Source organism: Bradyrhizobium barranii subsp. apii (assembly GCF_011516635.5).
GTDB lineage: Bacteria > Pseudomonadota > Alphaproteobacteria > Rhizobiales > Xanthobacteraceae > Bradyrhizobium > Bradyrhizobium barranii.
The window spans coordinates 9,501,824-9,521,029 of the sequence record NZ_CP096255.1; the positions used below are offsets into that span (position 1 = coordinate 9,501,824).

Annotated in this window: 14 protein-coding genes and 2 pseudogenes; 5 read left to right on the forward strand and 11 right to left on the reverse strand. The window is 62.8% G+C overall.

Annotated features, from left to right (window positions below; all coding sequences use genetic code 11):
- Nucleotide 1 precedes the first annotated feature (1 nt).
- From HAP41_RS45290 to mobF, 3 genes and pseudogenes are all read right to left on the reverse strand, one after another.
- On the reverse strand, nucleotides 2–1,234 hold the full coding sequence (locus HAP41_RS45290; RefSeq protein ID WP_166071896.1) for an AAA family ATPase: 1,233 nt from the start codon (nucleotides 1,232–1,234) through the stop codon (nucleotides 2–4).
- A 231-nt stretch (nucleotides 1,235–1,465) separates the two neighbouring features.
- Nucleotides 1,466–2,809: pseudogene (locus HAP41_RS45295) on the reverse strand (IS1380 family transposase).
- 94 nt (nucleotides 2,810–2,903) lie between these two features.
- Nucleotides 2,904–4,322, reverse strand: a complete 1,419-nt coding sequence (gene mobF / locus HAP41_RS45300) for a MobF family relaxase (RefSeq protein ID WP_166071895.1) — start codon at nucleotides 4,320–4,322, stop codon at nucleotides 2,904–2,906.
- A 284-nt stretch (nucleotides 4,323–4,606) separates the two neighbouring features.
- On the opposite strand from mobF, the gene HAP41_RS45305 reads away from it, so the two are divergent.
- Nucleotides 4,607–4,975, forward strand: a complete 369-nt coding sequence (locus HAP41_RS45305) for a hypothetical protein (RefSeq protein WP_166071894.1) — start codon at nucleotides 4,607–4,609, stop codon at nucleotides 4,973–4,975.
- 271 nt (nucleotides 4,976–5,246) lie between these two features.
- Entirely contained in the window at nucleotides 5,247–6,938 is a 1,692-nt protein-coding gene (locus HAP41_RS45310; RefSeq protein ID WP_166071893.1) for a recombinase family protein, read from the forward strand.
- 79 nt (nucleotides 6,939–7,017) lie between these two features.
- Here HAP41_RS45310 and HAP41_RS45315 read toward each other — a convergent pair whose 3' ends face one another.
- The 4 genes and pseudogenes from HAP41_RS45315 to HAP41_RS45330 form a co-directional block, all read right to left on the reverse strand.
- Nucleotides 7,018–7,701, reverse strand: coding sequence for a restriction endonuclease subunit S (locus tag HAP41_RS45315; protein WP_166071892.1), 684 nt, complete (start codon nucleotides 7,699–7,701; stop codon nucleotides 7,018–7,020).
- Between the two features lie 120 nt (nucleotides 7,702–7,821).
- Nucleotides 7,822–9,165: an IS1380 family transposase gene (locus HAP41_RS45320; RefSeq protein ID WP_166053720.1), complete on the reverse strand. Its 1,344-nt coding sequence runs from the start codon at nucleotides 9,163–9,165 to the stop codon at nucleotides 7,822–7,824.
- 94 nt (nucleotides 9,166–9,259) lie between these two features.
- Entirely contained in the window at nucleotides 9,260–9,730 is a 471-nt protein-coding gene (locus tag HAP41_RS45325) for a restriction endonuclease subunit S (protein ID WP_248577159.1), read from the reverse strand.
- A gap of 191 nt (nucleotides 9,731–9,921) precedes the next feature.
- Nucleotides 9,922–10,757, reverse strand: a pseudogene (locus HAP41_RS45330) (IS5 family transposase).
- 403 nt (nucleotides 10,758–11,160) lie between these two features.
- On the opposite strand from HAP41_RS45330, the gene HAP41_RS45335 reads away from it, so the two are divergent.
- A complete protein-coding gene (locus HAP41_RS45335) occupies nucleotides 11,161–11,934 on the forward strand; it encodes an N-acetylmuramoyl-L-alanine amidase (protein ID WP_224580973.1) in 774 nt (257 codons plus the stop codon).
- A gap of 96 nt (nucleotides 11,935–12,030) precedes the next feature.
- On the opposite strand, the gene HAP41_RS45340 is transcribed toward HAP41_RS45335, so the two are convergent.
- From HAP41_RS45340 to HAP41_RS45350, 3 genes are all read right to left on the reverse strand, one after another.
- Nucleotides 12,031–13,641, reverse strand: coding sequence for a Na+/H+ antiporter (locus HAP41_RS45340; protein ID WP_175617975.1), 1,611 nt, complete (start codon nucleotides 13,639–13,641; stop codon nucleotides 12,031–12,033).
- Between the two features lie 46 nt (nucleotides 13,642–13,687).
- The gene (bla, locus tag HAP41_RS45345) at nucleotides 13,688–14,557 is read right to left on the reverse strand and encodes a class A beta-lactamase (RefSeq protein WP_166071889.1); all 870 of its coding nucleotides are present in this window, start codon (nucleotides 14,555–14,557) and stop codon (nucleotides 13,688–13,690) included.
- A gap of 144 nt (nucleotides 14,558–14,701) precedes the next feature.
- Entirely contained in the window at nucleotides 14,702–15,076 is a 375-nt protein-coding gene (locus HAP41_RS45350; protein ID WP_007598116.1) for a nuclear transport factor 2 family protein, read from the reverse strand.
- A 94-nt stretch (nucleotides 15,077–15,170) separates the two neighbouring features.
- Between HAP41_RS45350 and HAP41_RS45355 the strand changes: the two genes are divergently transcribed.
- Nucleotides 15,171–15,623, forward strand: coding sequence for a GFA family protein (locus HAP41_RS45355; RefSeq protein ID WP_166071888.1), 453 nt, complete (start codon nucleotides 15,171–15,173; stop codon nucleotides 15,621–15,623).
- 172 nt (nucleotides 15,624–15,795) lie between these two features.
- A complete protein-coding gene (locus tag HAP41_RS45360; RefSeq protein ID WP_166071887.1) occupies nucleotides 15,796–17,616 on the forward strand; it encodes a caspase family protein in 1,821 nt (606 codons plus the stop codon).
- 166 nt (nucleotides 17,617–17,782) lie between these two features.
- Here the strand turns inward: HAP41_RS45360 and HAP41_RS45365 are convergent, their stop codons facing one another.
- Nucleotides 17,783–19,126, reverse strand: a complete 1,344-nt coding sequence (locus HAP41_RS45365) for an IS1380 family transposase (RefSeq protein WP_166053720.1) — start codon at nucleotides 19,124–19,126, stop codon at nucleotides 17,783–17,785.
- Between the last annotated feature and the right edge of the window lie 80 nt (nucleotides 19,127–19,206).

Sequence of the window (19,206 nt, forward strand, 5' to 3'; positions counted from 1 at the left end):
TCTACCTCCAATTCTGAATCTGCCGCTGCCCTCTCGTTTGAGCCGCGAGCAGCGCCTGATCGTAAAAAATGGCCGTCTCGCCCCGCGCGCGGCTGCACGCCACGTAGCTTTCATGCCGATCGTACTCGGCCCCCAGCACGACGGTCGCCGTTTCCGCGGTCAGACCCTGCGAGCTATACGCCGTGACCGCAAGGTCGTGGCTGAGCCTGACCCGCCCCGCCTTATCCTTGAGAGCTTCGGTCGAAAACTCGATGGTCTTGCCCTGGACCTGGGCGCGGATCAGCAGGTGTTGATTGTCAAGGACGTCAATCTTGTCGACGCGGCCGACCGTGCCGTTGATGACGCCGCTCCCAATCCTGTCCTGGCGGATGCCGAACCTGATCTTGTCGCCGGCGGCCAATTGCAGCCGAAAGCTGCGTCCCGACGCGTCACCTGCCGTGACGACGTGATCGGGCCCGGTGAGGAGACCAGAATCCCGCATGCGAGACCGGATTTCAGCATTGAGCGCCCGAACCGTTTTGTTGGATTTTGCGATGAGAAGATGCGGCTTGCCGGGCGCCCGATGTTGCGCGTCCATATAGCAATCCACGGCGGCCCGAATGGTGGCTTGCGCCCCGGCGCAGCCCGTCAGCAGCCTCTTCTCGGCGTAGGCTTTGAGGCCTGTGGCCGCCTTCCCCTTGGCGAAGGCTCGGGCGGCATCCTGGGCCCATTTCTCCCGCTGACGGACGATTTTGTCGACCCGGGTCGGCTCCACAACGGAAGAAATGATTTTGAGGGCAGGCCCCGCAGAAATCGGCTGCAGTTGCTTGCGATCCCCAACAAATACTACTTTAGATTGCGCTCTTGCCGCGGCGCCGATGAGTGCGTTCATGCTGCGTGAGCCGATCTGCCCACATTCATCGACCAAGAGCACGGTGTTTCGGTCCAAGATATGTTGCCCGGCGTTGATGCGGGCGAGGAGACTATCGACGGCGTAGCCGTCAATGCCCAACTCGGCCCGAATCATCTCAACCGTACGCCACGCCGTGGCACAGCCGAGTACGGTCTTGGGGTTGGCTTTGCTGACAACAGTCTTGGAATCTGCCTTGTTGGTGCCGGCAGACGTGTAGCAGTCCACGACCACTTTCAACATGGTGGTCTTGCCCGCCCCGGCCGCCCCCTCCACAATGGCGAGGCACCTGTCGTCGGTGGCCGCAAGGGCCGCCCGGCGCTGCTCATCGGACAGGCCGCGCAACTCGCACTCTCGCTCGATTCTGGCTCGATCAATCGGCTCGAACCGGCGATTGGCCAGTCGCCTAGCCCGCCCTATTCGTGAGAGCGCGGTATTTTGGTCCGACTGGTGCATCCGCACACCTCCGCTGACGAGGCGCACAGGATTGCCTTCGGCTTTTCACCGCCTGACGACCGGTACTTTGCAACGCGCTTGAGGGATGGGTTGGGTGAACGCGGGCGGACGCCCCACCGGTCAAGGACCGAGCGGCAGCAGCGCGCCGGGCAAGCTGCGGATCAGGTCGGCTTCGGGACATGCCGCGGCGAACGCAAGGCGAATGCGGCTCTTGGTCTCGACAACCCGGGCGGCGATTTTCAAGAGCCGAAGACGCAGCGTCGCGAACTCGGCAGTGGCCAATTCCCGGACTTTGGGAATGGCGTCGCGCACGGTCAGCATCAGTCAATAAGCGGCGGTATGGAGAACGAGGCGGACTTGATTGGCGAGCGCCGAACGGCAACTGGTGCGATCGGAGGCGAGCTGCGTCTTATGCAGCTTGATCAGATTCTCGGCTTGGCCGCGCGCGCAATACAGGCTGTCGTAGATCCACTCGGCCGAGCCGACATCGAGGCTGGTGACGACGAAGCGGATGTCGAGGCCGAGCATCGTCGCCTCAATACGGGCGACGGTGCGTCGTTCGCGATCCCAGGACTTTGCCTTGTGGCGCGTCTCGGTATAGCCGCGCAGAACCGGCAGGTTCTCGATGGCGCGTCGCGTGCGGATGTCGTCGGCGACCGCGTCGACTTTTCTGGCGAGCGGCTTGGTGCCGGACAGACCGAAGATGTAGTCGATGCCGTTGGTCTCGCACCACGCCATTGCCTCCGGCCGGGCATAGTGCCCGTCGCCACGGAACGTAATTCGCGTGTTGTGCCACCGCGTCCGGATATGCCGTACCAGGCGGCGCAGATGGGCACGCACCTCGACGCCGCCCGGCGTCTTGCCGGGCCGCAGCACGACCGCCACGGGCCGGCTCTTCTCCGTGTCGTAGACGTGGATCGGCAGGAAGCAGCGTTCGTCATAATGAGCGTTGAACAGCGAGAGCTGCTGATGGCCGTGGACGACATCGCAGGTATCATCGATGTCGAGCGTGACGGATGCCGGCTCGCGCGGGTAGCTATCCATCCATGCGTCGACCAAAGTGTAGGTCAGTCGGATCACGTCGCGCAGGCGCGGAGCATTCTCCAGGCGCGACAGCGTCGGTTGGGAACACAGATCGCGACCCGTGTCCGGCAGCCGTCCGCAGGCCAGCTTGAATGCGGGATCGGACCGCAGATGATCGAGGTCGTCGGCGTCCTCGTAGCCGCAGCAGATCGCGAACATGCGCGCGCGGAACATATCGACCAGGCTGTGCACGACCCGCGTCGGATCGCGCCGATCCGGGAACACCCGGGCCAAATTGTCGGCCAAGCCGAGACGCCGCTCGGCCATCGCCAGAAGCATCACGCCCCCGTTCGAGGTCAGCCGACCGCCATCGAAGGCAGCTGTGACTTTCTTGGCGTGAACGGCTGGAAACGAGAAGGGCAGAATCGTATCGTCGGTCATGGCGGGCGTGGTGTTCGCGGCTGAAGGTGATGGGGTTGGCTTTGCAACCGAATCCTACGCCGCATCAGCGCTTTACACCACGCTCGCCAGCCTCTCAGGCGCCCTCTGACGAATAAGACGGGCTAGCTTCCTTGAGAAGGTTTTGTTCAATGGCGATCATCTCCCGGGTCGAATACAGCCCATGGCCATGAATGTCCTTGCCGAGCTGCACGATCCGGCCGGCGCTCGTGAGCCGGTCGATCTCGACATTGACGCGATCCGCGCTGGCGCCTGTTCCTACAAGACTGCTCGCGACGGCCGCCAACAGCGTCCGTCGCTCGAAGACGGATTCCTGCTCGGTGAGGTGGTGCGGAATTTCGGCCAATCGCTCGGCGATCAGCGCCTCCCGTTCACGCTCCGAAAGAGTACGTCCACTCTGAGCGCGCTCGATGAAGTGCTCGACATCGATGCCCCACTCTTGCGCCTGCTCGCGCCAGACTTCGAACCGATCCCGGCTGTCATCGGTCTTCGAAAGTCGCGTGGCCTTGACAATGGCAGACGCGAGTTGCGGCGCTTCGCCGGTCACGAGGTCGTATTCTGCGAGGCGATTCTCGAGCTTGCTTCTGCGGGCCGAGAAGTAGCGCTTCGCGTCCTCAGCCACAGCGGGCCCGGATGGTGTGACCAGTTCGAAGATTCCGTTTTTACCCGTCACCTCAATCTGGAAGCCAAGCTTCTGAAGACCTGAAGCTAAGACCAGGTGGTACATCCCTCCAGCCGACATCTTAAAGCTGTAAATGGCCCGCGCGTCCAAAGCTCCGAAGGTCGGCTCGCGCTCCTCCTCCCTCATCGGCTTCTGCCCGATGTTCGCGATACAGAGATGTGTATGGCAGTCCATATCCGCGGTCACACGCCCATCCACGTGTAGCGCAGGTCGGGCCTCGCCATGCTGGAAGGCCGCCACGATCAGCGAGGTCTTTTCGATAATGACGCCGTTCTTCCCCCGGCGCGTGAAGGCGGCCTCCTGGTTCAGCATCGCCACGACGGCCTTGCAGGCTTCCATTTGCGCTTGCTCGATTGCGGCGCGCATCTCCTGGTCGGCCAGCGCAAACGCGATGCTGACCGATTTCGGGGCGCTCAGCGTCAGATCGAATCCGGAGACCCGCTCCTTGCCGCCGTCATTGGTGATGAGCTTGCGTCCGTCCGGCCCAAGACCGGCGTGCAGCTTTTCGAACAGGTCAGCTTCGACCAACTGCCCAGCCTTGATGCCGAGCACCGACGACTCGCTCAGCCACACGCCTGGCGGCTCTTTGCCGGTGAGATAATATTCCGTCCTGCGCAGATAGTATTGCGCGACAGTCCCTTTTCCGATGCTCGCAACCATGTGACCTCCGAATGAGCGGAGGTCGATTTTTTTCAGATGATCGGCGGGGCCCTTTTGGAAGCCAAAGTGACGTTGCCAGTGCGTCACTTTGGCTTCCAAAAGGGACATGGGTTTCTCGAGCTTCAATGGCGCCTCATCAACGGAGGCTGCCATGTCAAATCGTCCCAACACAGCGACCGCTCGGACACGATCGGAACAAGCGAAACGCACAAAGCGCCAGGCACAAGGCGCCGCCGCGACGGACGGCTGCCGGTTGTCGTCGACTTGGATCGATCCGATTCAGGTCACTGAGCGCGAGCTCGAGGTCATCGAGCTCTATCTGGGCGAGGCACTCGATCGTCTGCTCGGTCTAGCACACCGACCACAAGCGCGAGGACCGCCGTAGTTAAGCGCCTCGCGTCTTCACCTAGACTTCACCTAACACAGAGGTACCTCACATGAATCCTAAGACTGTTATCGAACTGCTCGTTCGGAGTCATGAGCTGGCGAGGCGTTTCGCCCTGCTCGCCTTGGATGCGGCGCATGCCGCGACGCCGATCGCGGATGATATTGGCGGCATCGCCAACATCAGCGTCGGCGCTCTCGGGCAGATCGACGTCTGGGTCGACAGCACCGACGCCGACTCTTCGCAGAGTGTTCGCGACGCGCTGCAGGCCAACAGCGTCGCGTTCCGCAATATCGACGCCGACGATGGCTCCACCAGCTTGGTGGGACGCATCAACGGCACCGACTGGCTGCGGATCCACGTCGATGACCAGAACGGGCTGCATCTCCAGGTCGAGACTGGTGCCGTTTTCAGGTTCTAGACTCACCAACAAACAACGGGTGCCGGCGCGGAAATCGCGCCGGTACCGCAATAAGAACAGCTTTTGCAATCGGCTCCAACTCAAGCTCAAGTATTCAAGCTCTGGAGGCGAGCGGCCGATTAGCGACACGCTTCTTGTCTTCCGGCGGTAAACATCCGCTCTCAGCTAGTTCGCTCGATTAAGATCGTTAAGTACTGGCGAAGCATCAACAAATAGGGGCTTTTCTTCGGCTCCGACTGCTGCGAAACTTAAGGTGAAGAGTAGGTGTCAAATGAAGAAATCACGCGTAGGCCGAGCAACGATCATCATCGCAGAGGAGCTGGGTGGAGAGACCGACCTGCGTGCTTGTGGATACTTCCGAGCGTCCACGCCCCGGCAAACCGAAGCCGAACTGACCATTCCGAGCCAGGTGCGTGCGGTCGAGGCTTACTGCGATCGCAAAGGCTGGAAGTTGGCGGCGCAATTCATCGAGCAGGGCTTGACCGCTACCGACGACAACCGCCCTGAATTTCAGAAGATGATCGAGCGCGCATGCGACGACGATCATCCCTACGACGTCATCGTGGTCTATGCGTTCAGTCGCTTCTTCCGCGACGGTTTCACGATGGAAATGTACATCCGCAAGCTCGCCAAGGCCGGCGTACGGCTCGTGTCAGTTACGCAAGAACTCGGTGATGATCCGGCGCAGGTCATGATGCGCCAGATCATCGGGCTTTTCGACGAGTACCAGTCGCGCGAGAATGGCAAGCATGTGCGCAAGGCCATGGTCGAGAACGCGCGCCAGGGATTCTACAACGGCTCTCCGGTGCCGCTCGGATACAAGACGGTCGAGGTTGAAAAGCGCGGGGCGCGGGTCAAGAAGAAGCTGGCCATCGACCCTGTCGAGGCCGAAACGGTTCGCCTGATTTTTCGCCTCTATCGCGAGGGCGACGGGACGTCAGGACCGCTCGGCGTCAAGAACCTAACATCCTGGCTGAACGAGCGTGGCTACCGAACTCGGAGCGGAGCGCGGTTTGGGGTGGCGACGGTTCACGGCATCCTGACCAATACGATCTATGTGGGGCAGTGGATCTTCAACAAGCGGGATTCTCGGACCCTCCGGCAGAAGCCGGCCAAGGAGCACGTGACGGTCGAGGTGCCCGTCATCATCCCCACGGCCGAATTCGAGGCCGTGGTGGCCACCCTGAAGACGCGGGATCCTCGGGTGACCGCGCCCCGGGTGGTGACCGGGCCGATCTTGCTGACCGGAATTGCCACCTGCGCCAGCTGCGGCGGCGGTATGACGCTGCGGACCGGGACCTCTTCCACCGGCAAGGTCCACAAATACTACACCTGCTCGACCTGCGCCCGGCAGGGAAAGACCGGCTGCAAGGGCCGCTCCGTCCCGATGGATAAGCTGGACACCATCGTCGTCGAGAACCTCGTCGAGCGTCTTTTCCAGCCCGAGCGGCTCAGGGTCATTCTCGGCAAGCTGGTGGATCGCCGGTCTGAGCAGGCCGCTGAGGTCGATCAGCGGGTATCTGTCCTGCAATCAGAGGCGACGGCTGCGGAGGACAAGCTGAAGCGCCTCTATGCGATGGTAGAGAATGGCGTCACCGAGCTGGACGACATCCTGAAGGACCGGATCGCGACCCTTAAGGCCGATCGCGACCGCGCCAAGGAGGCCCTGGACCGCATCAAAGTCCGGCCCAAGGCTCATGTCTTCGACGCCCAGGCCATTGATCTCTTTGGCAGGCTCATGCGTGAAAATATTACTTCCGGCCCGATTCCGTTCCGTAAGGCGTACATCAAGTCGGTCGTGGACCGGGTGGAGGTCGATGACCACGCCATTCGCATCGTCGGCGACCAAGCAACACTTGAACAGGTCATCGCAGGTGGCCAAAACGCGAACCCGAACGTTCGCAGTTTTGTACGCAAGTGGCGCGCCCGGAACGAGGCGACACACGACCTCAGAAGCCGCTGAAATCACTGGAGAAAATAACGTACTGCCCAGCAGCTCAATACCACTTTAGGATACCACTTTCAAATGCCTTTGTCGGCGTTTATTTCGCTGCGCGAGGCGGTCGGGCAGCTTTGATCGAGTTGACGCCTTGATGCCGGTTGCGAAACGGCTCCGGGACCACGTCTACCGCGTCCTCATTCGCGTTGTGCGGCAAAAGTTCACCCCGGAACGCCTTCGCGAGTATAGCTTGGTTCAAACGATCAATTAGCCTCCGCGCGCTGTTACCTTCAGAAGCAACGCGGTTGATCCACAGAAGGGCAGCCTCAATCCGCCGAATGATTTCCCGCTGCTCCGCAAGATTGCATATCGGGATTGGCAATCCTCCAACCTTCGAAATGCTCAGGGTGTGCAGGCCAGAACTTGAAGATGCCACTGCTTCGATTGCCCTGCGACCTTCTGGAGAAAGAAGCCAAAAGAGGCCGTAACTCGGCAATAGGTCAGATCCGGGACGCCCCCTTATGATGTGGTTCTGATGTGAACATCCCTTGATCTCGTCATTCCAAAGAGCTACGCGGCCGATTTGATCGAGACTGCCATTGCCCTCGACAATAAGAAGGTCACCTTGTTGCAGCAGCGTCTTTTTAAGCTCCTGATCGGAGCAACCTATTTGAGCGATATCGTCAAGCCGAAGTGCATTCGCATAGACGTTCGCGACGCGAAGATATGGAACCTGCTTAGCCCGCCCTATTCGTGAGAGCGCGGTATTTTGGTCCGACTGGTGCATCCGCACACCTCCGCTGACGAGGCGCACAGGATTGCCTTCGGCTTTTCACCGCCTGACGACCGGTACTTTGCAACGCGCTTGAGGGATGGGTTGGGTGAACGCGGGCGGACGCCCCACCGGTCAAGGACCGAGCGGCAGCAGCGCGCCGGGCAAGCTGCGGATCAGGTCGGCTTCGGGACATGCCGCGGCGAACGCAAGGCGAATGCGGCTCTTGGTCTCGACAACCCGGGCGGCGATTTTCAAGAGCCGAAGACGCAGCGTCGCGAACTCGGCAGTGGCCAATTCCCGGACTTTGGGAATGGCGTCGCGCACGGTCAGCATCAGCCAATAAGCGGCGGTATGGAGAACGAGGCGGACTTGATTGGCGAGCGCCGAACGGCAACTGGTGCGATCGGAGGCGAGCTGCGTCTTATGCAGCTTGATCAGATTCTCGGCTTGGCCGCGCGCGCAATACAGGCTGTCGTAGATCCACTCGGCCGAGCCGACATCGAGGCTGGTGACGACGAAGCGGATGTCGAGGCCGAGCATCGTCGCCTCAATACGGGCGACGGTGCGTCGTTCGCGATCCCAGGACTTTGCCTTGTGGCGCGTCTCGGTATAGCCGCGCAGAACCGGCAGGTTCTCGATGGCGCGTCGCGTGCGGATGTCGTCGGCGACCGCGTCGACTTTTCTGGCGAGCGGCTTGGTGCCGGACAGACCGAAGATGTAGTCGATGCCGTTGGTCTCGCACCACGCCATTGCCTCCGGCCGGGCATAGTGCCCGTCGCCACGGAACGTAATTCGCGTGTTGTGCCACCGCGTCCGGATATGCCGTACCAGGCGGCGCAGATGGGCACGCACCTCGACGCCGCCCGGCGTCTTGCCGGGCCGCAGCACGACCGCCACGGGCCGGCTCTTCTCCGTGTCGTAGACGTGGATCGGCAGGAAGCAGCGTTCGTCATAATGAGCGTTGAACAGCGAGAGCTGCTGATGGCCGTGGACGACATCGCAGGTATCATCGATGTCGAGCGTGACGGATGCCGGCTCGCGCGGGTAGCTATCCATCCATGCGTCGACCAAAGTGTAGGTCAGTCGGATCACGTCGCGCAGGCGCGGAGCATTCTCCAGACGCGACAGCGTCGGTTGGGAACACAGATCGCGACCCGTGTCCGGCAGCCGTCCGCAGGCCAGCTTGAATGCGGGATCGGACCGCAGATGATCGAGGTCGTCGGCGTCCTCGTAGCCGCAGCAGATCGCGAACATGCGCGCGCGGAACATATCGACCAGGCTGTGCACGACCCGCGTCGGATCGCGCCGATCCGGGAACACCCGGGCCAAATTGTCGGCCAAGCCGAGACGCCGCTCGGCCATCGCCAGAAGCATCACGCCCCCGTTCGAGGTCAGCCGACCGCCATCGAAGGCAGCTGTGACTTTCTTGGCGTGAACGGCTGGAAACGAGAAGGGCAGAATCGTATCGTCGGTCATGGCGGGCGTGGTGTTCGCGGCTGAAGGTGATGGGGTTGGCTTTGCAACCGAATCCTACGCCGCATCAGCGCTTTACACCACGCTCGCCAGCCTCTCAGGCGCCCTCTGACGAATAAGACGGGTTAGGCAACTCCGCTCGCCTGCCGTTCTTTGTGAGACCCCCGCTGATAGAAGCTACATCTTGCATCGCTGTCCAACGCCACGTTGTTGGAAGCTCGCCCAGCTGGTTGACACGTTGATCGATGTTCCTCCTCCCAAACGTGACGGCCTCGGGAGACCGGCTTTCTCGCCACTCGCGCGTTAGCTCGCCCTGAAAGGCAGCCACCATTATCGCCTGCTTGTACTTCTCCAGTAGCCGGGGAACGATGTCGAGGTGATCACGCACGCGCTTGGATTTAGACGATAGGCTGTCGATCTTCGCCACTATCTTCCGTCGTTCGGATAACGGCGCAATCGGAATAGTTATCGTTGCAAGCTTGGCCGCACTTACATTTGACATGCCGATGCCAGCGGCCCGTTCCTGAATTTGGCTGAGATAACCCTGTGACGTTATGAAATGCTTCACCCAATCAGATAATCCTGATCGAGTAGCTTACCCCGAATGAGGTACGATGCGAACACCGCCTTTGGCGGATGCTGCTCAATCCGGGCCGCTTTCTCAATCGACCCAGAACGTGCGAACACAAAGTCACCGTCAGCTAATTCATATCGTCTGATAGCGTCACCAGAAATGACCTTAGAGTCTGTCCGGAAAGATTACCTTGGATTGCATAGCTTTCGCAGCATGAGTCGGATGGAGGCCAGCTTGAGAAAGGCGAGCGCCCTGTGATTGAAGCATTCCCAATCTTTGGACAGTCTTCGGCATCGCCCGAGCCAGGCAAAGGTACGCTCGACGATCCAGCGTTTGGGCAAGACGACGAAACGGTGAGCCTGATCGGAGCGTTTGACGATTTCGAGGTTCACGCGCTTCAGAGCGCTACGCAGCCCCTTCTGGAAATGTGGCCCTTGATATCCGCCGTCGGCGTAGAGCTTCAGAAGAAAGGGATAGAGGCCGAACAACGTTGCCATCAGGAGCACGCCGCCGTCGCGATCCTGGATGTCCGCCGCATGCACGATGGCGTGCATCAAGAGGCCTTGCGTGTCGACGAGAATGTGCCGCTTCTTGCCCTTGATCTTCTTGCCCGCGTCGTAGCCATGGAGATCATGAGGCCCCCTTTTTCAGCGCTTTTCACGCTCTGGCTATCGATGATGGCGGCGGTGGGAGAAGCCTCGCGCTCGGCCCTTTCGCGACATTCGACATAGAGGGCGTGATGAATTTTATCGAGCGTGCCGTTCCAGCTCCACAGATCGAAGTAGCCATACAGCGTCGAGCGCGGCGGCAGGTCCTTGGGGATCGCGCGCCACTGGCAACCTGTGCTCAGGATGTACATCAGCCCGTTGGCAATCTCGCGCAGGTCCACCGTACGCTTGTTGCCGCCGCGCTTGGCCGGCGGGATGCGAGGCGCGATCAGCGCCCACTCCTCGTCGGTCAAGTCGCTCGGATAGCGCAGGCGGCTGCGGTCGTAGCGTGCACGGTTCTCGGTAGTCCACATTGGCGGCGCGTCCCCATCGAATCAGGCCGCTCACCTTGAATCACAACCGATTCATTCGACTCAACATGTTTTGGAACAGACACTAAGATCTGCCCCCTTCGGCCTGCGATAAAGGCGGCGATTACGCTGCGCCAACCCACTTCACAAAGCCGTTCTTGCGTTGACGTCTTCCCGCGTCCGCGCCAATCTTCCCGAAAATCAAATCGGGAGGATCCGCCATGCTCCGCGCCGAGGACAACAAGTTCCTGACCGAGTCCGGCTCGGGGACGGGAATGGGCGAGTTGTTGCGATCGTCGTGCAGCGCTTCGGCGACGTCGCCGGCTTCGTTGGCAGGCCGAGGATCGCGGCAGCGGAGTAGGACTTGTCGTTAGGGCGGGGCATCGTCGCAATTCTCCTCGTGTCGATGGTCGCACTGTTGCTTCCGTCGATCGACGCGGGCCGTGCTGCCCCGGCCCGGAAGGTTGCGAAAGCCAGACCTAAGCCTGCGCCCGCACCAGCCAAATGTGAGATGCCGAAATTCCGGATCGTCGTCGACGTCGGGCACACCCCGGACTCCTACGGCGCGTTGAGCGCGCGCAATGATCCGGAGTTCGGCTTCAACTTCCGGCTCGCAAGGCTGGTCACGGCAAAACTCAAATCCGAAGGCTTTACCGCAACCCGGCTGCTCGTCACGGACGGCAAGGCGCGGCCGAGCCTGTTCAAGCGCGTCAGTGCCGCGAATGACGGCCGGGCCGATCTCGTGCTGTCGATCCATCACGACTCAGTGCCGGACAAGCTGCTCGAGACCTGGGAGTTCGACGGCGCAAAGAGCTATTTCAGCGACCGCTTCTCGGGTCACTCGCTGTTCGTGTCCGAGCGCAATCCACACTTCACCAGCAGCCTGAAGCTGGCCCGGATGATCGGCAGACAATTGAAGGAGCAGGGGCTGCACTATGCCAGCCAATACACCCTGCCGGTGATGGGCCGCTACCGGCGCCAGCTGCTCGACAAGGATGTCGGCGTCTACCGCTATGACGGGCTCGTCGTGCTGTCGCGAACGAGAAGCGCGGCCGTGCTGCTCGAAGCCGGCTCGATCATCAACCGCGACGAGGAGATGGAGATGAACTCGTCGGAGCGGCAGGAGATGATTGCGGGCGCCGTCGCGGCGGGGGTCGGGGATTTTTGCAAGATGCGATAGTTGGCGCTGCCGTCATTGCGAGCGAAGCGAAGCAATCCAGAGTCTTTCCACGGCAGCAGTCCGGATTACTTCGCTTCGCTCGCAATGACGAAAAAGCTACAACGGCACCCCCCGATACTCCCTGTTCGCCAGGCTTGCCTCTTCCAGGTCCAGATCGCGCTCGATCCGGCGCCGCGTCTCGTCGGTGATCTGGCCCTCGCGCAGGAGGTCGTGGATGAACTTTCGCTCGGCGACGATCAGGTCGCGGGTCAGAGCGGTGCCGGCGGCGGAGACGTCGTGATGGTTGGGGTCGAGTGAATCCGGAAGCTGGTTGACACGAATCTCGTGACGCGCGCGCAGGAGCCGCATCACCTCGTCCGACACATCCTTTTCTTCGGTCATCGCGTCGAGCGACTTCAGCGCCGCCTCGAGCGCCTGGCGGCGTGCCGCGATCTCGGCCTCATGCTCGGCGACATGCTCGTTGCGGCCGGCCTCGGCGACACCGAGCCAGCGCACCACCGGCGGAAGCGTCAGGCCGACGCCGATCAGCGTCACGAAGATGACGCCGAAGGCGACGAACAAGATCAGGTCGCGATACGGGAAGGCATTGCCATCAGGCAACGTGAACGGCAGCGCCAGCGCGGCCGCCAGCGACACCGCGCCGCGCACGCCGGTGAAGGCGAGCACGAACGGCCATTGCCATGGCGGCGATGGGTCGCGCTTGCGCAGGCTCTTGCTCAATATCCGCGGCAGATAGATCGCAGGATACAGCCAGACGAAGCGTGCGATGACGATGACCGCCAGGACCACCGCGGTCGCGATCATGATATCGTCGAGCGGAAACGCCTTCGACTTCTCGTAGAGTGCCCGCATCTGGAAGCCGGTGAGCAGGAATAGCAGGCCCTCGATCAAGTAGATGATGAGATCCCAGAAGAAGATGCCTTGCAGGCGGGTCGACGCCGAGATCAGCAGCGGCCCGTTCCAGCTCACATAGAGGCCGCAGGCCACGGTCGCGATCACGCCGGAGCCGCCGAGATGCTCGGGCAGCCAGTAGGACACGTAGGGCGTGATCAGCGACAGCGTCAGCTCGACCTGCGGATCCCTGGACCATTTGCGGAAGCGAAGGGAGAGCCAGCCGATGCCGATGCCGAAGGCGATCTCGCAGGCGACGATGAGGAAAAACTCGCCGGCCGCCAGCGGCAGTGAGAAATGGCCGACAATGATGGCCGCAAGCGCGAAGCGGTAGAGGATCAGGGCCGTCGCGTCATTCGCAAGCCCTTCGCCCTCGAGGATGACCAGGAGCCGGCGCGGTATGTTCAGACGACGCGCGATGGCGAGCGGCGCCACCACGTCGGGCGGAGCGACGATGGCCCCGAGCAGGAATCCGATGGTCCAGGGCAGGCCGATCACATAATGCGTGGCAGTAGCCACCAGCGCCGCGGTGAAGATCACCGCGCCGACCGCGAGCAGCACGATCGGCCGCAAATTGTTCCTGAACTCGCGCCAGCTCATCGCGACGCTCGCCGAGTAGATCAGCGGCGGCAGCACCATCAGCAGCACCAGTTCCGGCGGCAGTTCCACCGGCGGCATGCCCGGCACGAAGGCGAGGCCGACGCCGGACAGCATCAGGAGAATGGCGGGCGCGATGTTGAAGCGGCGGGCGACCAGCGCGGTGCCGGCCAGCACGGTGAGCAGGATGAGGAAAGTCTGAAATTTCGCTGCGATCATGGCCTGTCTTGGCCCGGAAGCGGCCAAAAGGTCAATGCGTCGCGGCTCACGCCAGCCGTTCGGCCACCATGCGTCCGACGCGTGCGAATACGGCTTCGATCTGCGCGGCGTTGGGCGTGCCGCCCTGGGTATAGGCCGCGATCAGGATCGGCGCATCGGGCTTGTTGTCGAGCTTGGGCCAGACGACCGCGATATCGCCCGATGCGTCTTTGCCGTTGTTGCCGGTCTTGTCGCCGATCTTCCAGCCTGCCGGCAGGCCGCCGCGCAGCCGGTTGGCGCCGGTCTTGCAGCCCACCATCCATTCGGTGAGCTGGGTCCGCGAGGCCGGCGACAGTGCTTCGCCTACCACCAGCCGCTTCAGATTGCCGGCCATCGCCGCCGGCGTCGTGGTGTCCCGGGGATCGCCGGGCGGTGAGCGGTTGAGCTCAGGCTCGTTGTGGTCGAGCCGCGAGGTGGTGTCGCCGAGCGATCGCCAGAAGGCCGTGAGCGCGGCGGGGCCGCCGATCCGCGCCAAGAGCAGGTTGGCGCAGGTGTTGTCGCTGAGCTCGACGATGGCCTTGCACATGTCGGTGACCGACATCGTGCCGGCGGCGAGATTTTGTTTGGCGACCGGCGCGTAGTCGAGCAGGTCGGCCTTGCCGTAGGGGATCATGGCCGCAAGCTGCTCCTCGCCGCGATCGGCCCGCGCCAGCACGCAGGCCGCGAGCGAAGCCTTGAACGTCGAGCACATGACGAAGCGCTCGTCGGCGCGCCATGCGAGCTTCGCGCCAGTCGCGAGGTTCTCGGCATAGACCCCGATCCGCCCACCGCTCTCGCGCTCGTAGGATTCGAGCTCCGGCGGTGCGTCTACGGCGAGCGCGGGGGAGGCGGCCATCCAGCACAGCGAGGCAAGCAGGGTACGGCGGTCGAGAGGCATAGGGGACTTTCAGACATCGTCATTGCGAGCGCAGCGAAGCAATCCAGAATCTTTCCGCGGAGACAGACTGGATGGCTTCGCTTCGCTCGCAATGACGGAGAATGCCGGGCGAGTGTGCCGGATTTCGGGCAGTGCGAGGGTGCCTCACTCCCTCAGGTCATACCGGTACGATTTCGACACGATCTGCCAGCCGTCGGCGAGCTTCATCGCCACCAGATAATCCGTGAAAAAGCGCGGCGGCAGCTGGCACCTGACCTTGATGAAGGCGGTCTTGTCGTCCGAGCGGTCGATGGTGACGATGAAATCCTCGCGCGGCTTGCCTTCGGCCTTGCCGGAAGGGCGCTTGCGGACGCGATCGAGCCAGTCGGGCACGGTCAGCACCTGAAGCTCGCCCTTCTCGACCCAGCGCAAATCGGCGGAGGGATGGAAGATGGCGCCGAGTTTTTCGGCATCGCCCTCGTAAAGTCCGTCGAAATAGGATTGCACGACGGCTTCGACGCTCGAACGGTTCTGGCTCATGGGTCATCCCTTTGAATGATGGCTTGGGGCGAACTTAGTCGTGCACATCAAAATGCGCTATGGGTGTCTGCGCCAATTGGGCGAGGACGCTGGAATGACCGGATCAGAACATTCGAACGCTCGGATCCTCACCGGCGAATGCTATTGCCGTGCGGTGCGCTACGAGGTCGCGGACGCGTTCTCCTACGCGCTGAACTGCCACTGTTCGAATTGCCGCCGCACCACCGGCTCCGCTTTCAAGCCATTCGCCGGGATCGCGCAGGACAAGCTCCGCATCGTCCGTGGCGAGGACCAGCGCCTCATCTATGGCGAGGACCAGCGCCTCATCTATGGCGACGACGCAACCCACGACGCGCACTGCGCCCGCTGCGGCTCGCTGCTTTATTCCCGGGTGCGCGAGGGAAAATGGGTCCATGTCGCCATGGGAACCCTGGTTGACGCCCCCTCGATCCGGCCGAGCGCCCACATCTTCGTGGGCTCGAAAGCGCCCTGGCATGAGATCACGGACGAGCTGCCGCAATACCGGGGACACATCGGGGGTGACTGAGCGCATACTTGGCCTGCGCCAGCGAACCGCTATCGCTCCGGCGAGACTAAAGAGTTCCTTGGCAGTTTGCCGGCATCGTCTTCGTGATCTCCATCACAAATGCGATGGCGGATTCTGCTAAGGCAATCCCCAAAGGGCGACCGAATTGCTCCCGATCTCTGGAAGTTCTGTCATGCGTAGCCTGCTCGGACTTTGTCCGCTTTTTCTGGCTCTCTTGTTCGGCGCTGGGCCCGCTCTCGCCGGAAAGCGCGTGGCGCTGGTCCTTGCCAACTCGTCGTATCAGTACGCGCCGTCGCTCGCGAACCCCGTCAATGACGGTGCGGTGATGGCCAAGACGCTGAAGGACGCCGGCTTCGAAATTGTAGAGTCCCGGCATGATCTGTCCGCGTTGGAGACGCGGCGCGTGCTGCGCGATTTTGCCGATGCGACGCGCGATGCCGACATCGCCGTGATCTACTATGCCGGCCACGGCATCGAGGTCGAAGGCTCGAACTATCTGATCCCTGTTGACGCCAAGCTCGAACGCGACACCGATGTCTACGACCAGGGGCTGTCGCTCGACCGCGTCCTGGTCACGGTCGAGCCCGCCAAGCAGCTTCGCCTGGTGATCCTCGACGCCTGCCGCGATAATCCGTTCGGCAAGACCATGAAGCGCACGGTTGTCTCGCGCGGCATCGGCCGCGGCCTGGCCCAGGTCGAGCCGAACAGCCCCAACACGCTGATCGCGTATTCGGCCAAGGCCGGCTTCACGGCGCAGGACGGCGACGGCGCCAACAGCCCCTTTACTATGGCACTGTCGAAGCATCTGACGACGCCGGGCCTCGACGTCCGCCGCGCCTTCGGCTTCGTGCGCGACGACGTGCTCAAATCGACCGGCAACAAGCAGGAGCCGTTCGTGTACGGCTCGCTCGGCGGCGAGGACGTGCCGCTGGTGCCGGTCAAGGTGGTCGCGGCCGCTCCGGTGGCGCCGGTGGCGAACCCGCAGGCGGCCGATATCCGCCGCGACTACGAGCTCGCGCTCCAGGTTGGCAACAGGCCGGCCTGGGAGGCATTCCTGGCCCAGCATCCTGACGGCTTCTATGCGAATCTCGCCAAGCTTCAGGTCGACAAAATCGGTGCCGAGCAGGCCCATGCGGCGGCCACCGAGAAGGCGAAGCAGGCCGAGGCCGAACGCGATCGTCTTGCCGCCCTCGGCGCGCAGAAAGATGCGCAGGCCAAGGCTGCGGCTGATGCGAAAGCCGCCGAGCAGGCGCAGCTCGCCGCGCAGAAGGCCAAGGAGCAGGTGCAGCAGCAGGCGGCGGCGGCGGCCGAGCAGCAGCGCGTCAACCTCGCCGCCGCGGCGCCAGGTGCCGCACCCGCCAGCACGGCGAGCCCCGCCGGCGCCAGCGTCGCTTCGCTGACGCCGACGACCGCGCCGGTCGACCTCAGCCGCTTGGTGCAGACCGAGCTCGGCCGCGTCGGCTGCTTCTCCGGGCAGGCCGATGGCAACTGGAATACGACTTCGCGGCGTTCGCTGTCGCAGTTCAACCGTTACGCCGGCACCAAGCTCGACGTGAAAGTGGCGAGCACCGATGCGCTCGATACCGTCAAGTCAAAGCCGTCGCGCGTCTGCCCGCTGGTCTGCGAGCACGGCTTCATGGCCGACGGCGACACGTGCACGAAGATCGTTTGCCGTGAGGGCTATGCGATCAACGACGACAATGCGTGCGAGAAGCAGCGCATCGCCAAGCCTGCGACGGCCAAGCCCGCAATCGCCAAGCGCGACGACGGCGATGAGCGTTCCGCACGGCAGCGCCGTCAGGCCGGTGGCGTGGCGGGCGGCTATGGTGCCGCCGCGGGCATTGCGGCTGCCGCGAGCGCCGGCCGCGCCTCGGGTGGCGGGCAGATTTTCTGCAATGGCGGCAGCTGCCGCCCGGTCAACCGCGGCTGTCATCTCGAATATCGCGGAGGCGGCGGCCCCGGCAACGACGCCAATGCCGAGGTGTGCAACTAGCCCGCCCTATTCGTGAGAGCGCGGTATTTTGGTCCGACTGGTGCATCCGCACACCTCCGCTGACGAGGCGCACAGGATTGCCTTCGGCTTTTCACCGCCTGACGACCGGTACTTTGCAACGCGCTTGAGGGATGGGTTGGGTGAACGCGGGCGGACGCCCCACCGGTCAAGGACCGAGCGGCAGCAGCGCGCCGGGCAAGCTGCGGATCAGGTCGGCTTCGGGACATGCCGCGGCGAACGCAAGGCGAATGCGGCTCTTGGTCTCGACAACCCGGGCGGCGATTTTCAAGAGCCGAAGACGCAGCGTCGCGAACTCGGCAGTGGCCAATTCCCGGACTTTGGGAATGGCGTCGCGCACGGTCAGCATCAGCCAATAAGCGGCGGTATGGAGAACGAGGCGGACTTGATTGGCGAGCGCCGAACGGCAACTGGTGCGATCGGAGGCGAGCTGCGTCTTATGCAGCTTGATCAGATTCTCGGCTTGGCCGCGCGCGCAATACAGGCTGTCGTAGATCCACTCGGCCGAGCCGACATCGAGGCTGGTGACGACGAAGCGGATGTCGAGGCCGAGCATCGTCGCCTCAATACGGGCGACGGTGCGTCGTTCGCGATCCCAGGACTTTGCCTTGTGGCGCGTCTCGGTATAGCCGCGCAGAACCGGCAGGTTCTCGATGGCGCGTCGCGTGCGGATGTCGTCGGCGACCGCGTCGACTTTTCTGGCGAGCGGCTTGGTGCCGGACAGACCGAAGATGTAGTCGATGCCGTTGGTCTCGCACCACGCCATTGCCTCCGGCCGGGCATAGTGCCCGTCGCCACGGAACGTAATTCGCGTGTTGTGCCACCGCGTCCGGATATGCCGTACCAGGCGGCGCAGATGGGCACGCACCTCGACGCCGCCCGGCGTCTTGCCGGGCCGCAGCACGACCGCCACGGGCCGGCTCTTCTCCGTGTCGTAGACGTGGATCGGCAGGAAGCAGCGTTCGTCATAATGAGCGTTGAACAGCGAGAGCTGCTGATGGCCGTGGACGACATCGCAGGTATCATCGATGTCGAGCGTGACGGATGCCGGCTCGCGCGGGTAGCTATCCATCCATGCGTCGACCAAAGTGTAGGTCAGTCGGATCACGTCGCGCAGGCGCGGAGCATTCTCCAGACGCGACAGCGTCGGTTGGGAACACAGATCGCGACCCGTGTCCGGCAGCCGTCCGCAGGCCAGCTTGAATGCGGGATCGGACCGCAGATGATCGAGGTCGTCGGCGTCCTCGTAGCCGCAGCAGATCGCGAACATGCGCGCGCGGAACATATCGACCAGGCTGTGCACGACCCGCGTCGGATCGCGCCGATCCGGGAACACCCGGGCCAAATTGTCGGCCAAGCCGAGACGCCGCTCGGCCATCGCCAGAAGCATCACGCCCCCGTTCGAGGTCAGCCGACCGCCATCGAAGGCAGCTGTGACTTTCTTGGCGTGAACGGCTGGAAACGAGAAGGGCAGAATCGTATCGTCGGTCATGGCGGGCGTGGTGTTCGCGGCTGAAGGTGATGGGGTTGGCTTTGCAACCGAATCCTACGCCGCATCAGCGCTTTACACCA